We start from the raw sequence: 14,175 nt of genomic DNA on the forward strand, positions 1-14,175 counted from the left end.
CCGCTTCGCCCAGCATGAGCCGGTCGCGCAGCGCGCCGATGCCGACGCCTTCGCGGATCAGCCGCATGTACCAGGCGCTGTCCGCCGTGTCGCCGTACAGGCAGGCGCCGACCAGGCGGTCGTCGCGAATAACCAGTTTCTTGTAGACGCCGCCCGGCATGTCGGCCAGCGTGATCGTCTCGGTCTGCGCGCCGCCCGCGAAGTTGCCCGCGGAGAAAAGGTCGATGCCGGTCACCTTGAGTTTCGTCGACGTGACGCTGCCCTCGTAACGGCCGATGCCGTGCAGCGCAAGATGATTGGCCGCGACCTTGGCCTGCTCGAACAGCGGCGCGACCAGCCCGTAGGCCGTGCCACGGTGGCTGACGCATTCCCCCACCGCATAGATGCGCGGGTCGAACGTCTGCAAGGTGTCGCTTACCACCACCCCCCGATCCACATGCAATCCGCAGCGTTGGGCCAGTTCGGTGTTGGGCCGCACCCCGGCGGCCATCACCACCAGATCGGCGGGGACTTCCGTGCCGTCGGCAAAGCGCACCGCGCGCACGCGCCCGTCCGTGCCGCGCAGGATCGACTCGGTCTGGTGCTGGAGCAAAAACGTCAGCCCCCGCGCTTCCAGGTTTTCGCGCAGCAGCGCGGCCGCCTCGCCGTCCAGTTGGCGGTCCAGCAGCGCCGCGCCCAGGTGCACCACCGACACGGTCATGCCGCGCGCCGCCAGGCCGTTGGCGGCCTCCAGGCCCAGCAATCCGCCGCCGATCACCACCGCGTGGCGGTAGCGCGTGGCGGCGTCGATCATGTGATTGACGTCGCCGATGTCGCGAAATGCCACCACGCCGTCCAGATCATGACCCGGCACCGGCAGGATGAAAGGCGTGGACCCGGTTGCCAGCAGCAGCCTGTCGTAAGGCGTACGAGAACCGTCGTCGGCCTGCACCACGCGCCGCGCGCGATCGATATCCGTCACCGTGCGGCCGCGCAGCAGCCGGATGCCGTGGCGTGCATACCAGTCCTCGTCGTTCAGCACGATGTCCTGCAGCGTGCGCTCGCCGGTCAGCACGGGCGACAGCAGGATGCGGTTGTAGTTGGTGTGAGGCTCGGCGCCGAACACCGTGATGTCGTAGAGGTCCGGCGCGAGCTTGAGCAGCTCCTCCACGGTGCGAATGCCGGCCATCCCGTTGCCGACCACGACCAGCTTCTGCCTGGCTTGCATGACAGACCTCCTACGCGGCGGCGCGTGCCGCCGCCGCTGCTTCTTCCAACGGCGCGGGCACAACCGACAGGACCGCATTCGACGGCGCCGCGGCCTGCGAACGTTCGGGATTACCGTGCCGGCGATGCAGAAAGTCCACCACGCCCGCGCGGCACGCGAGATACGTCGGATCGTTGGCCAGCCGCACGCGGTCGCGCGGGCGGGACAGCGGCACCGGCAGGATCTCCCCGATGGTCGCGGCCGGCCCGTTGGTCAGCATCACGATGCGGTCCGACAGCAGCACCGCTTCGTCCACGTCGTGGGTGACCATGATCGTGGTCGTGCGCGTCTTGGCCACGATCTTGAGCAACTCGTCCTGCAGATGCGCGCGGGTCAGCGCGTCCAGTGCGCCAAACGGTTCGTCCATCAGCAGCACGCCCGGCTCGATCGCCAGCGCGCGCGCGATGCCCACACGCTGCTTCATGCCCCCGGAGATCTCGCGCGGCAGCTTGTTCTGCGCGGGCAGCAAGCCCACCAGATCCAGCGCGGCGCGCGTGCGCTCGGCCAGCTGGGCGCGCTTTTCCGTGGCGCCGAACACCCGCTCGACCGCCAGGTGCACGTTCTGGAAACACGTCAGCCACGGCAGCAACGAATGGTTCTGGAACACCACCGCGCGGTCGGGCCCCGGGCCGGTGATCTCGCGTTCGGCGCACAGCAGCACGCCGCTGGTCGGCCGGGTCAGCCCGGCGATCAGGTTGAGCAAGGTGGACTTGCCGCAGCCGGAGTGGCCGATCAACGTGATGAACTCGCCCTGCTCGACCGTCAGGTCGATATCGCGCAGCGCCACGAAGGCGCCCTTGCGGGTGTCGAAGGTCTGACCCACGCGTTCGATGCGTACGAATTTCTTCATGGCGCTATTCCTCGGTATAGGTGAAACGGCGGGCCAGCGCGACCAGCAGGGTTTCCAGCAGCAGCCCCACGATGCCGATCACGAAAATGGCGATGACGATGTGCTCGACCTTCAGGTTGTTCCATTCGTCCCACAGCCAGAATCCGATGCCCGTGCCGCCCGTCAGCATCTCGGCGGCCACGATCACCAGCCACGCGGTGCCGATCGACAACCGCACGCCCGTCAGCATGTAGGGCAGCACGGCAGGCAGCAGCACCTTGGTCGTCACCTTCCATTCGGACAGGTTCAACACGCGCGCCACGTTCAGGTAGTCCTGCGGCACACGCGACACGCCCACGGCGGTGTTGATGATCATCGGCCAGATCGAACAGATGAAAATCGCCCAGATCGCGGCGGGGTTGGCCGCCTTGAACAGCAGCAACCCCAGCGGCAGCCACGCCAGCGGCGACACCGGCCGCAACAGGCTGACGATCGGCGAGAACATGGCGCGCACGGCGGCGTAACGGCCGATCGCAAAGCCCACGGGGATGCCGACCAGCGCCGCCAAGCCAAAGCCGATCGCCACGCGTTCCAGCGAAGCCAGCAGGTTCCAGCCGATGCCCTTGTCGTTGGGGCCGTTGTCGTAGAACGGGTCCGAGAAAAGCTCGACGGCCGCATGCCACGTGACGCCCGGCGTCGGGATCTCCGGTATGCGCATCGCCACCACCTGCCAGACCAGCACGAAGAGCGCAAAGCCGGCGACCGGCCCCACGACCGCCTTCAGCGCGGATTCCAGGCGTTCCCGCCACAACGTGGCGAATGCGTCGCCGCGGGTTGTCATCGTTACGGTAGACATTGCGAGTCCCCTTTGGTGGTGGCCATCAGACCTTGACCTTGAAACCGTCGGCATACGCCGCCGGATTGCTGCCGTCCCAGACCACACCGTCGATCAGCTTGGACGTACGCGTTTCGCTGGCGGGCAGCGCAACGCCCGCGGCCTGCGCGGCCTGCTTGTAGACGTCGACGCGATTGATCTGGGTGGCGATCGCCTGGTAATCGGGATGCTCTTTCAGCAGGCCCCAGCGCTTGTGCTGCGTCAGGAACCACATGCCGTCGCTCAGGTACGGAAAATTGGCGGCGCCGTCCGCATAGAAGCGCATGGCGTGCGCGTCCGACCACTTCTTGCCCAAGCCATCGTCGTACTGCCCCAGCATGCGGTCCACGATGACGCCCGCATCGGTGTTGACGTAGGACTTGGCGGCGATGGTCTCGGCCGTCTTGCGGCGGTTCTCAGGCGACGCGTCGATCCACTTGCCGGCTTCCAGGATCGCGGCGGTGACCGCGCGCGCGGTATTGGGATTGCGGTTCACGAAGTCGGCGCTGGCGCCCAGGACCTTTTCGGGGTGGTCGGTCCAGATGCCCTGCGACGTCACCGTGGTGAAGCCGATCTTGTCCATGATGGCGCGCGCCCCCCAGGGCTCGCCCACGCAGTAGCCGTCCATGTTGCCTACGCGCATGTTCGCCACCATCTGGGGCGGCGGCACGGTGATCACCTTGGCGTCCTTCATGGGGTTGATGCCATGCGCGGCCAGCCAGTAATACAGCCACATCGCGTGCGTGCCCGTCGGGAAGGTCTGCGCGAAGGTGTATTCGCGCTTGTCGGCCGCCATCAGCTTGGCCAGCGATTCGCCGTCGCGCGCGCCCGCTTCCAGCAGCTTGTTCGATAGCGTGATCGCCTGACCGTTCTGGTTCAGGCTCATCAGCACGGCCATGTCCTTCTTCGGCCCGCCGATGCCCATGTGCACGCCGTAGACCAGGCCGTACAGCACGTGCGCCATGTCCAATTCGCCGTTCATGAGCTTGTCGCGCACGGCGGCCCAAGATGCTTCCTTCGACGGCGTGATCTTGACCCCGTACTTCTTGTCGATGCCCAGCACCGACGCCATCACCACCGAGGCGCAGTCGGTCAGCGGAATGAAGCCGATCTTGACCTCGGTCTTTTCCGGGGCGTCTGTCCCGGCGGCCCATGCGCCGGCGCGCACCAGCGGATCGACCAGCGAAAGCAGGCCGGCGCCGGCTACCGCGCGCGCCGTGCCGCCCAGCCATTTGCGGCGGCTGGCGTTGGCGGTCGCGTCGGCGGGCGCGGTGACGGTCGAGGGACTGCGGGTCATGGGCGTCATGGAGGGTTCCTTGCGGGGTGACGGAAAAAATGGCGGCAAAAAAAAACGTCCCGCGCGCCACGGATCTGGATCCGATGGCACAGCGGAACGTCGTTGTCCCTGGCCGCGTGTCGCGGCGTGTTGCGTCGGGCGACCGCCGTTGGCCGCCCCGTTTTCACTTAAGCAATCGCTGTGCCAGTTTTTCGCGGAAAGATGCCAACCGCCCTGCAGGCCGCGCGGGCGCTGGCGCTGCGGCGATTCCGCGGCGTCAGCGCCGTGCTGCCGCGAATCAGGGGCGGAGCCATATTGGTGCGCAGTGCGATGCCGCAGCGCACCATCGCTGTGCGGCGCGCGCCCCGCCACCGTGCTCAGGCACCCGCCGCCGCGTGCGGCAACCATGGCATGGAACTTGCATCAGCAAGCAGACAGGGGGTGTTTCATGCTGAAGGTCATGCTGCTCAACGATGGCGAAGGACGCGCGGCGTCGCTGCGGCAAACGCTTGCCGCGGCGGGCGTGCACGTCGTCGCCGAGGTGGCCCCGGGCGCGGACCTGGCCGCCAGCATCGCGCAGTCCGCCGCCGACGTCGTACTGATCGACAGCGATGCCCCCGGCCGCGACACGCTGGAGAACATCTGCGTCGCCAGTTCGTACAGCGACCGGCCAGTCGTGATGTTCACCGACAACGACAACCGCGAGACCATCCGGACGGCGCTACGGGCGGGCGTGGCCGCCTATGTGGTCGGCGATGTGCCGGCCGCGCGCATCGAACCGCTGCTGACCGTGGCGATCGAGCGCTTTGCCGTGGAGAAGACCCGCCGCGAGGAATTGCGCGAGGCCCAGCTCCGCCTGGCGGACCGGCAGTGGGTGGAGAAGGCCAAGGGTATCCTGATGAAGACGCGCGCCGTTTCCGAGGAGGACGCGCATCGGCTGCTGCGCGAACGCGCCATGCAAAGCCAGAAACGGCTGGGCGAAGTCGCCCGCGAAGTCGTCGAAATGAGCCAATGGCTGGGCAGCGCCTGACACGCTGCCAAATAAGTTATGGCTATATGAAATAAAGAAATCAAAAGTTGTGGGGATGAGAACCCGTCCCTATCATCGACCCACATTGAGCCGGGTACGCCCGAGGCTGGCATTCATGAAGCTTTTCCCGATTTTTGCCGATCTGACAGACCGGCTGGTACTCGTTGTTGGCGGGGGCGCCATCGCCGAACGCAAGACGCTCGCGCTGCTGGAGGCCTGTGCTAATGTGGTCGTGGGCGCGCCCGAACTGACGCCGGCCCTGGCGGCCCTTGCGGCCGAGGGCCGTATCCGCCATCTGCCGGGGCCGTTCGACCCCGCCTGGCTGCAGGACGTGTGGCTGGTCGTGGCCGCCACCGACGATCGCGCGGTCAACGCCGCGGTCTCAGAGGCTGCGAAAGCGCGCCGCATATTCACCAACGTCGTGGACGACCCCGAACTGTCCTCCTTCCAGGTGCCGTCCATCGTCGACCGGTCGCCGGTCATCGTCGCCATTTCGTCGTCGGGCGTGGCCCCCGTGCTGGCCCGCCGCATCCGCGAGCGCATCGAATCGCTGTTCGATCACACGCTGGGCCAGCTTGCCGGCCTGGCGGCCACCTACCGCAAACGCATCCGCGCCAGCCATCCTGACCTGGGCGCGCGCCGCCGCTTCTACGACTGGTTGCTGGATGGCCCGGTCGCGGGATTCCTGCGCCAGCAACAACCGGCGCAGGCCGAGGCCGCGCTGGCCGATGCGCTGGCCTCGCCCATCGCGCCCGCCGAGGGCAGCGTGGTGCTGGTGGGCGCTGGCCCCGGCGACCCCGGTCTTCTGACGCTCAAGGCCCTGCGCGCCCTGAACGAGGCCGACGTCATCCTCTACGACCGCCTGGTCAGCGACGAGGTCATGTCGCTTGCCCGGCGCGACGCCGAACGCGTGTCGGTGGGCAAGCTGCCCGGCGAAAACCATCACGCGACGCAGGCGCGCATCCATGCGCTGCTGGTCGAACACGCGCACGCCGGCCGCCGCGTGGTGCGGCTAAAGGGTGGCGATGCATTCATTTTTGGCCGCGGCGGCGAGGAACTGGAATTTCTGCGCGCGCATGGCGTGCGCTACGAAGTCGTGCCGGGCATCACGGCGGCGCTGGCCTGTGCCGCCTATGCCGGCATTCCGCTGACGCACCGTGAGCACGCGCAATCCGTGCGCCTGATCACCGCGCATTGCCGCGAAGATGAAGACAACCTGGATTGGCCCGCGCTGGCACGCGAAAAACAGACGTTGGCGTTCTATATGGGTGTGGGCCAGCTTGAATTGCTGACCCAGCGCCTCTTGCGCCATGGCCGTTCGCCCGAGACGCCGTTTGCGCTCATCGAAAACGGCAGCCGGCCCGAACAGCGTGTGGTGTCGGGTCCGCTGGCGCAACTGCCGGAACTGGCACGGGAACATGCCGTCCGGTCCCCCGCCCTGCTGATCGTGGGCGAGGTCGCCGGCTTGGCGCCGCAGTTGCATTGGTTCGGCCAGCACCTGGGACAGCCGGCGGTTACGGCGTGAAAACCTGACCTGCTGACCGCGCGCGGTCCTGGGCCGCTGTGCGGTCGAGTTCCGGCCGATCCCGGGAAGCGAACCGGCCGCAACGCGTCTTCAGCCCTTTTGCTTTCAGCCCTTTTGCTGCGTGCCGAAGATGCGGTCGCCCGCGTCGCCCAGGCCCGGCATGATGTAGCCGTGCTCGTTCAGGCCGTCGTCGATGGACGCGGTGTAGATGTGCACGTCCGGGTGCTTGGCCAGCACGGCGTCAATGCCCACCGGCGCGGCCACCAGCACCAGCGCGCGGATTTCCTTGCAGCCGGCGCGCTTGAGCAGGTCGATGGCGGCGACCATCGAGCCGCCCGTCGCCAGCATGGGGTCAACGATCAGCGCCAGGCGCTGGTCCAGTTCGCCGACGAGGCGTTCCAGATACGTGTGGGCTTCCAGCGTCTCTTCGTTGCGGGCCACGCCCACGACGCTGACCTTGGCGCCCGGAATCAGGCTCAGCACGCCGTCCAGCATGCCGATGCCGGCGCGCAGGATCGGCACGACGGTGACTTTCTTGCCGGCGATCTTCTCGACCTCGACCTGGCCACACCATCCCTCGACCGTGGCGGGTGCCAGCGGCAGGTCCTTGGACGCTTCATAGGTCAGCAGCGCGCCCACTTCCTGCGACAGTTCACGGAAGCTCTTGGTACTGAGGTCGGCGCGCCGCATGATCCCGAGCTTGTGGCGGATCAGCGGATGGCGGATTTCGTGCACGGGCATGTGCGTAACTCTCCAGAGTATTTGTTGGTCAGAATTCTTTTGGCCTCAGGCGGACCGGGCACGGCGCGGCGCGTTTGCGCCAGCCGTTGGCGGGCCATACGGGAGGATCGTAAACGTTTTAAGCCCGCCCCGCCGCCGGGCCGCCCCAAGGCGGGGCAGCCCCCTCGGGGGGCAGCTAGCGCACAACGTGCGCGCGGCGTGGGGGCCTACATTCATTGTTCGGCGAGCCAGGAGATCAAGGCGTCGTCGAAGGCTCGGACCGCGCCAGCCTGTTCGTGGTTGACGATGCTGACGACGACATAGCGCTTGCCGCTCGCCCCCAGCACGTAGCCGGCGATCGAACGCACGTCGCGCAGCGAGCCGGTCTTTAGATGCGCCATGCCGAGCGTGCCGTTGCCCTTCAGGCGGCGGCGCACCGTTCCGTCCACGCCGGCGATGGCGAAGGACGAAATGTATTCCGGCATCACCGGCGAATTCCAGGCCACCGTCAGCATCGACGCCAGGCTGTCCGCCGACACACGGGCCTCGCGCGACAGGCCGGCGCCGTTGTCGATGACCAGCTCCGGCATGTCCAGCCCCTGCTTGGCCAGGAGTTGCTTGGCAACCTCTTCGCTGCTGCTCACGGTGGCCGGGCGGCGGCCGCGCTCGGCGCCCAGCGTCAGCAGCAAGGTGCGCGCCATGACGTTGTTGCTGCGCTTGTTGATCTGGCGGATGGCCTCGGCCAGCGTGGGCGAATCATGCGAGGCCAGCACCACGGCGTCCGCCGGCACCATGCCCGACCGGACCTGGCCCTTGAACGTGCCGCCCAGCTCCTTCCAGAGCATGCGGAAGACCTCGGTGGCGTACTCGGGCTGGGACAGCGCCAGGCGATACAGGCTGAACTCCCCGCACGAACCCGCCACCTTGCCGTTGACGCGGATGGTCACGCCCTGCTGGGTAATGACGGGATCGGTCGTGACCACCGGCGGACCCGGGCAGCGGACGTCGCTCCACTCCACCTGGCCTTCGATCTTCAGGCCGGGGAGCGGCGGGTCGATCAGCGGCACCCACTTATTGGCGACCGGGTCCGGCGTGAACAGGAGCCGCAGCGCGCCAAAGCCCACCATCAGCGCGTCAGGACTGGCGTTGTAGGCCCGGTCGGGCGCGCCATCGAACGCGCCGGGGTCGATCGACACCTGGCCGAAGATGCTGCGGTCGATCACCAGGTCGTTGATCTGCTTGACGCCGCGCAGCCGCAGCTCGCGCAGCAGTGTCCACAGATCCTGCATGAGGAATTGCGGATCGCCCCCGGCGCGCAGGTACAGCGGACCGGTCAGCACGCCCTTGGCGTCGGGGCGCGAGCCGGGCGCCGTCATGAATTCGGTGCGCCAGACGTAATTGGGCCCCAGTTCGGACAGCGCCGCCCAGGTCGTGACCAGTTTCATCACGGACGCGGGATTGCGGCCCTCCTTGGCGTTCAGCGCCACCAGCCGCGGGCCGCCCACCTCCTGCACCACCAGCGACAGCGAACTGTCTGGCAGCTTGCTGGCTTTCCAGGCCTTCACCACGTCGGGCGGCAACCCGGGAACCTGCGCAAAGGCAGCGCACGCGGCCAAGGCCAGGACACCGCCGGCCAGCCACTGCTTCAGTCCGCCCACCCGCCTGATCACTTGTCCCGTCATGCCTCGCCCACCTGGTTGCTCGTCCAGCAAAATCGAGAGCATACAAAACCTGGAACGGTTACGGGCGGCGCGGGACGGCCCCCGGGGCCTTTTGGCGGCGTATTTATCTGCGCGGGACGCCGATCCGCCCCTATTAACCGTCCCCTTTACAATATGCGGTTGCCCCAAGCCCGCCCAACCGGCATGGCTCGACATTTGCAGGGCCGATCCCATTGCTCCAGATACCCGCGTGACCCAGTCCTTCACCGTTTCCGATTTCGACTACGAACTGCCGCCCGAGCTCATTGCGCAGACGCCGGCCGCCGAGCGCACGGGCAGCCGCCTGCTGCACCTGGACGCCGCCAGCCAGCTGCATGACCGCCAGTTCGCCGACCTGACCTCCCTCGTGCGGCCCAACGATCTGCTGGTGTTCAACGACACCCGCGTCATCAAGGCGCGTCTGCCGGGCCACAAGATCACCGGCGGCAAGATCGAGGTGCTGGTCGAACGCATTACCGAACCCGACCGCGTCCTGGCGCACGTGCGTGCCAGCAAGTCGCCCGGCGCGGGCATGGTGCTGCGCCTGGCCGACGCATTCGAGGCCACGGTGCTGGGCCGCGAAGGCGAACTCTTCGACATCCGCTTCCCCGGCCCCGTGCTCGACCTGCTGGACGCCCACGGCGCGACGCCGCTGCCGCCGTACATCACGCACGCCGCGGACGCGGGCGACGACGACCGCTACCAGACCGTCTACGCGCGCGAACCCGGCGCCGTCGCCGCCCCCACGGCCGGCCTGCATTTCGACCAGCCCACGCTGGAGCGCCTGGAGGGCCTGGGCGTGGCCCGCGCCTTCGTCACCCTGCACGTGGGCGCCGGCACCTTCCAGCCCGTGCGCGTGGACAACCTGGCCGACCACATCATGCACGCCGAATGGTTCACCGTTCCCCAGGCCACCGTGGACGCGATCGCCGCGGCCCGGGCCAAGGGCGGACGCGTGATCGCTGTCGGCACCACCAGCGTGCGCGCGCTGGAATCGGCCGCCGCGCAGACCGAGGGCCGCACCGCCCCCGGCGTCCCGCTGGCCCCCGCCCAGGGCGACACGCGCCTGTTCATCACCCCCGGTTATGAGTACCGGGTGGTGGACGCGCTGGTCACCAACTTCCATCTGCCCCAGTCGACCCTGCTGATGCTGGTGTCGGCGCTGGCCGGCGTCGAGCCCATCCGCCGCGCCTACGCCCACGCCGTCGCCGCGCGCTACCGCTTCTTCAGCTACGGCGACGCCATGTTCATCGAAACCCCTGCCTCATGACCGGACTCAACTTCGAACTGCTCGCCACCGACGGCGGCGCCCGCCGCGGCCGCATCACGCTGAACCACGGCGTGGTCGAGACCCCCATCTTCATGCCGGTGGGCACCTACGGCAGCGTCAAGGCGATGATGCCGCACGAGCTCAAGGAAGTCGGCTCGCAGATCGTGCTGGGCAACACCTTCCACCTGTGGCTGCGCCCCGGCACCGAAATCATGGAAAAGCATGGCGGCCTGCACGGCTTCATGCAGTGGGACAAGCCCATCCTGACCGACTCCGGCGGCTTCCAGGTGTTCAGCCTGCAGGGCATGCGCAAGATCACCGAGGAAGGCGTGAAATTCGCCTCGCCCATCGACGGCGCGCGCCTGTTCCTCACGCCCGAGGAATCGATGCGCATCCAGCGCTCGCTCAATTCCGACATCGTCATGGTGTTCGACGAGTGCACGCCCTATGAAATCGACGGCCGCCCCGCCACGGTGGAAGAAGCCGCGCGCTCCATGCGCATGTCGCTGCGCTGGGCGCGCCGCTCCCGCGACGAATTCGATCGCCTGGGCAACCCCAACGCACTTTTTGGCATCGTGCAGGGCGGCATGTACGAGTCGCTGCGCGACGAGTCCCTGGCCGGACTGCAGGACATCGGCTTTCATGGCTACGCGATCGGCGGGCTGTCGGTGGGCGAGCCCAAGGAAGACATGATGCGCATCCTGGCGCACGTGACGCCCAAGCTGCCCGTCCAGGCTCCGCGCTACCTGATGGGCGTGGGCACCCCCGAAGACCTGGTCGAGGGCGTGAGGCGCGGCGTCGACATGTTCGACTGCGTCATGCCCACCCGCAACGCCCGCAACGGCTGGCTGTTCACGCGCTTTGGCGACGTGAAGATCCGCAACGCCAAGTACCGCGACGACACCCGCCCGCTGGACCCGAGCTGCAGCTGCCACACCTGCGGCAATTTCTCGCGCGCTTACCTGCACCACCTGCAGCGCGCCAACGAAATCACCGGCGCGCGCCTGAACACGCTTCACAACCTGCACTTCTATCTGACTATCATGCAAGAAATGCGCGAGGCCATTGCGGAAGGCCGCTTTGACGCCTGGCGCGCCCAGTTCGCCGCGGACCGCGCCCGCGGCATCGAGTAGCCGGTTAAAAAAGCCCCGCCAGGGGCTTTTACCGGCAGGTTTCGCCCCCATTTGTCCGGGCAGGCCGCCGTGGCAAGCGGAAGCCGCCTTGACGCCCGGGATGACATCCTGGTTAAAGGCGGGCGATAACCTCTATACAATAGTCGGCTTGCCCTATCCATGGCTCGCGCGGGGATGGGCGCATTAAAAACATAGCGATAAACCCAAACAGACTCAAACGCAGGAGAATTCAATGTCCGTTATCGATACCGCCAGCCTCGTCGTGGCCCAGGCCGCCGCCCCCGAAGGCAATGCGCTGATGGGCATGCTGCCCATCATCCTGATGTTCGTGATCCTCTATTTCCTGATGATCCGTCCGCAGATGAAGCGCCAGAAGGAACACCGCAACCTGATCGCGGCCCTGGCCAAGGGTGACGAAGTCGTCACCGCCGGCGGCCTGCTCGGCAAGGTCACCAAGGTCAACGACAGCTACGTCACCGTCGAAGTCTCCGAACTGGCCGACAAGCCCGTCGAAGTCATCATGCAGAAGTCGTCGGTCTCGACCGTTCTGCCCAAGGGAACCATCAAGGCCCTGTAAGCGTCCCAGAAGAGCCCCAACGGGGCTCTTGTCCTTGAAGGCGCCTACCGCCGCCCGCCGCGCTCACCCGCTCGGGCGGCCCTTTCATCTCTTTAAATGAAGTAGCCGGCAATGAACCGCTATCCCCTCTGGAAGTACATTACGGTCCTGGTCGCGGTCCTCATTGGCCTGCTGTACACGCTTCCCAATTTCTACGGCGAATCCCCCGCCGTACAGGTGTCCAGCGCCAAAGCCACGGTCAAGGTCGACACCGCCGTGCTGGCCCGCGTGGAACAGATCCTGGCCGACGCCAAGATCCCCAACGAAGGCGCCTATTTCGAATTGAACGGCACGCTCGGCACCGTGCGCGCCCGCTTCCCGTCGACCGACGTGCAGCTGCAGGCCCGCGACCTGATCGAAAAATCGCTCAATACCGTTCCCGGCGACCCGCAATACACCGTGGCGCTGAACCTGCTGCCGGCCTCGCCGCCCTGGATGCGCGCGCTGGGCTGGTTCGCGCCCAAGCCCATGTACCTGGGTCTGGACCTGCGCGGCGGCGTGCACTTCCTGCTGCAGGTCGACATGCAGGGCGCCCTGACCGCCCGCTACGACTCGTTGTCCGCCGACGTGCGCTCGGTGCTGCGCGACCAGAAGATTCCTGTGGCCGGCGTTGAACGCTCCGGCCAGAGCATCGCCGCCACCTTCGCCAACACCGACGACCGCGACCGCGCCATCTCGACGCTGCGCTCGCGCCTGCCGGACCTGGAGTTCACCGAACGCGAAGAAGGCGGCAAGCAATTGCTGCTGGCCTCCCTGAACCCGGCCGCCGTCACCCGCGTGCAGGATTCCGCGCTCAAGCAGAACATCAACACGCTGCACAACCGCATCAACGAACTGGGCGTGGCCGAACCGGTCATCCAGCAACAGGGTTCGGACCGCATCGTGGTGCAACTGCCTGGCGTGCAGGACGTGGCCAAGGCCAAGGAACTGCTGGGCCGCACCGCCACCCTCGAAATCCGTATGGTCGACGACTCCCCCGCCGCGCAGGCCGCGCTGCTGGGCGGCAGCGTCCCGTTCGGTCTCGAGCGCTACAACGACCGCGACGGCCGTCCCATCCTGGTCCGCCGCCAGGTCATCCTGACCGGCGAAAACCTGCAGGACGCCCAGCCCGGCCGCGATTCGCAGACCCAGCAGGCCGCCGTCCACCTGACGCTGGATTCCAAGGGCGCCCGCATCTTCCGCGACGTCACCCGCGACAACATCAACAAGCGCATGGCCATCCTGCTGTTCGAAAACGGCAAGGGCGAAGTGGTCACCGCGCCTGTCATCCGCGGCGAAATCGCGGGCGGCCAGGTGCAGATCTCGGGCAGCATGACCTCCGAGGAAGCCGCCGACACCGCCCTGCTGCTGCGCGCCGGCGCGCTGGCCGCGCCGATGTCCATCATCGAGGAACGCACCATCGGCCCGAGCCTGGGCGCCGACAACATCTCGAAGGGCTTCTACTCGACGCTGTACGGGTTCCTGGCCATCGCCGCGTTCATCATCATCTACTACCACCTGTTCGGCGTGTTCTCCACGATCGGCCTGACCTTCAACGTGCTGCTGCTGCTGGCCTTGCTGTCCATGCTGCAGGCAACGCTGACGCTGCCCGGTATCGCGGCTATCGCACTGACGCTGGGCATGGCCATTGACTCGAACGTGCTGATCAACGAGCGCATACGGGAAGAGCTGCGCGCGGGGGCCACACCCCAGCAGGCCATCCATCACGGCTTCGAACGCGCGTGGGGCACCATTCTTGACTCGAACCTCACCACGCTGATCGTGGGCCTGGCGCTGCTGGCGTTCGGTTCGGGCCCGATCCGGGGCTTCGCGGTGGTTCACTGCCTGGGCATCCTGACCTCGATGTTCTCGTCTGTCGTGGGCGTGCGCGCGCTGGCCAACCTGTACTACGGCCGCAAGAAGAAGCTCACCTCGATCTCCATCGGCGAAGTCTGGAAGCCGAAGGCAAACTGAAAA

Annotated in this window: 11 protein-coding genes and 1 pseudogene; 6 read left to right on the forward strand and 6 right to left on the reverse strand. The window is 67.1% G+C overall.

The annotated features are described in order from the left end of the window. Positions 1–4 precede the first annotated feature (4 nt). From AB3147_RS21830 to AB3147_RS21845, 4 genes and pseudogenes are all read right to left on the reverse strand, one after another. Positions 5–1,207: pseudogene (locus AB3147_RS21830) on the reverse strand (NAD(P)/FAD-dependent oxidoreductase); the annotation flags it as partial. Between the two features lie 10 nt (positions 1,208–1,217). After that, the gene (locus AB3147_RS21835) at positions 1,218–2,096 is read right to left on the reverse strand and encodes an ABC transporter ATP-binding protein (RefSeq protein WP_367352942.1); all 879 of its coding nucleotides are present in this window, start codon (positions 2,094–2,096) and stop codon (positions 1,218–1,220) included. A gap of 4 nt (positions 2,097–2,100) precedes the next feature. Then, complete coding sequence (gene ntrB / locus AB3147_RS21840) at positions 2,101–2,931, reverse strand: nitrate ABC transporter permease (RefSeq protein ID WP_367352943.1); 831 nt, start codon at positions 2,929–2,931, stop codon at positions 2,101–2,103. Between the two features lie 25 nt (positions 2,932–2,956). Continuing rightward, positions 2,957–4,255 carry a CmpA/NrtA family ABC transporter substrate-binding protein gene (locus AB3147_RS21845; protein ID WP_175138181.1) on the reverse strand — a complete coding sequence of 433 codons (1,299 nt, stop codon included), beginning with the start codon at positions 4,253–4,255 and terminating at the stop codon, positions 2,957–2,959. A 418-nt stretch (positions 4,256–4,673) separates the two neighbouring features. Here AB3147_RS21845 and AB3147_RS21850 point away from each other — a divergent pair, with 418 nt between their 5' ends. Both AB3147_RS21850 and cysG read left to right on the forward strand, forming a co-directional pair. Further along, positions 4,674–5,255 (forward strand): ANTAR domain-containing response regulator, encoded by a 582-nt coding sequence (locus tag AB3147_RS21850; RefSeq protein ID WP_175124541.1) that lies wholly within the window; start codon positions 4,674–4,676, stop codon positions 5,253–5,255. A gap of 115 nt (positions 5,256–5,370) precedes the next feature. Further along, positions 5,371–6,780: a siroheme synthase CysG gene (gene cysG, locus AB3147_RS21855; protein WP_367352944.1), complete on the forward strand. Its 1,410-nt coding sequence runs from the start codon at positions 5,371–5,373 to the stop codon at positions 6,778–6,780. Between the two features lie 105 nt (positions 6,781–6,885). Here cysG and upp read toward each other — a convergent pair whose 3' ends face one another. Next, entirely contained in the window at positions 6,886–7,521 is a 636-nt protein-coding gene (gene upp, locus AB3147_RS21860) for a uracil phosphoribosyltransferase (RefSeq protein ID WP_175124539.1), read from the reverse strand. Positions 7,522–7,733: 212 nt separating this feature from the next. Further along, a complete protein-coding gene (gene dacB, locus AB3147_RS21865) occupies positions 7,734–9,182 on the reverse strand; it encodes a D-alanyl-D-alanine carboxypeptidase/D-alanyl-D-alanine endopeptidase (RefSeq protein ID WP_367352945.1) in 1,449 nt (482 codons plus the stop codon). Positions 9,183–9,411: 229 nt separating this feature from the next. On the opposite strand from dacB, the gene queA reads away from it, so the two are divergent. The 4 genes from queA (at position 9,412) to secD (ending at position 14,172) form a co-directional block, all read left to right on the forward strand. Beyond that, positions 9,412–10,470, forward strand: coding sequence for a tRNA preQ1(34) S-adenosylmethionine ribosyltransferase-isomerase QueA (queA, locus tag AB3147_RS21870; protein ID WP_367352946.1), 1,059 nt, complete (start codon positions 9,412–9,414; stop codon positions 10,468–10,470). Next, positions 10,467–11,603: a tRNA guanosine(34) transglycosylase Tgt gene (gene tgt, locus AB3147_RS21875; protein WP_367352947.1), complete on the forward strand. Its 1,137-nt coding sequence runs from the start codon at positions 10,467–10,469 to the stop codon at positions 11,601–11,603. The genes queA and tgt overlap by 4 nt, the downstream gene beginning before the upstream one ends. Positions 11,604–11,835: 232 nt before the next feature. Then, positions 11,836–12,180, forward strand: a complete 345-nt coding sequence (gene yajC / locus AB3147_RS21880) for a preprotein translocase subunit YajC (protein ID WP_042794815.1) — start codon at positions 11,836–11,838, stop codon at positions 12,178–12,180. A gap of 111 nt (positions 12,181–12,291) precedes the next feature. Beyond that, positions 12,292–14,172, forward strand: a complete 1,881-nt coding sequence (secD, locus tag AB3147_RS21885) for a protein translocase subunit SecD (protein ID WP_367352948.1) — start codon at positions 12,292–12,294, stop codon at positions 14,170–14,172. The last annotated feature ends 3 nt before the right edge of the window (positions 14,173–14,175 follow it).

This window comes from Achromobacter animicus (assembly GCF_040775605.1).
In the GTDB taxonomy this organism is placed as follows: domain Bacteria; phylum Pseudomonadota; class Gammaproteobacteria; order Burkholderiales; family Burkholderiaceae_B; genus Achromobacter; species Achromobacter animicus.

Bases quoted from the DNA above. Each gene is read 5' to 3' on its own strand.
- dacB (WP_367352945.1), bottom strand. From the start codon at position 9,182: ATGACGGGACAAGTGATCAGGCGGGTGGGCGGACTGAAGCAGTGGCTG.
- AB3147_RS21845 (WP_175138181.1), bottom strand. From the start codon at position 4,255: ATGACGCCCATGACCCGCAGTCCCTCGACCGTCACCGCGCCCGCCGAC.
- yajC (WP_042794815.1), top strand. From the start codon at position 11,836: ATGTCCGTTATCGATACCGCCAGCCTCGTCGTGGCCCAGGCCGCCGCC.
- AB3147_RS21835 (WP_367352942.1), bottom strand. From the start codon at position 2,096: ATGAAGAAATTCGTACGCATCGAACGCGTGGGTCAGACCTTCGACACC.
- AB3147_RS21850 (WP_175124541.1), top strand. From the start codon at position 4,674: ATGCTGAAGGTCATGCTGCTCAACGATGGCGAAGGACGCGCGGCGTCG.
- secD (WP_367352948.1), top strand. From the start codon at position 12,292: ATGAACCGCTATCCCCTCTGGAAGTACATTACGGTCCTGGTCGCGGTC.
- tgt (WP_367352947.1), top strand. From the start codon at position 10,467: ATGACCGGACTCAACTTCGAACTGCTCGCCACCGACGGCGGCGCCCGC.
- upp (WP_175124539.1), bottom strand. From the start codon at position 7,521: ATGCCCGTGCACGAAATCCGCCATCCGCTGATCCGCCACAAGCTCGGG.
- cysG (WP_367352944.1), top strand. From the start codon at position 5,371: ATGAAGCTTTTCCCGATTTTTGCCGATCTGACAGACCGGCTGGTACTC.
- ntrB (WP_367352943.1), bottom strand. From the start codon at position 2,931: ATGTCTACCGTAACGATGACAACCCGCGGCGACGCATTCGCCACGTTG.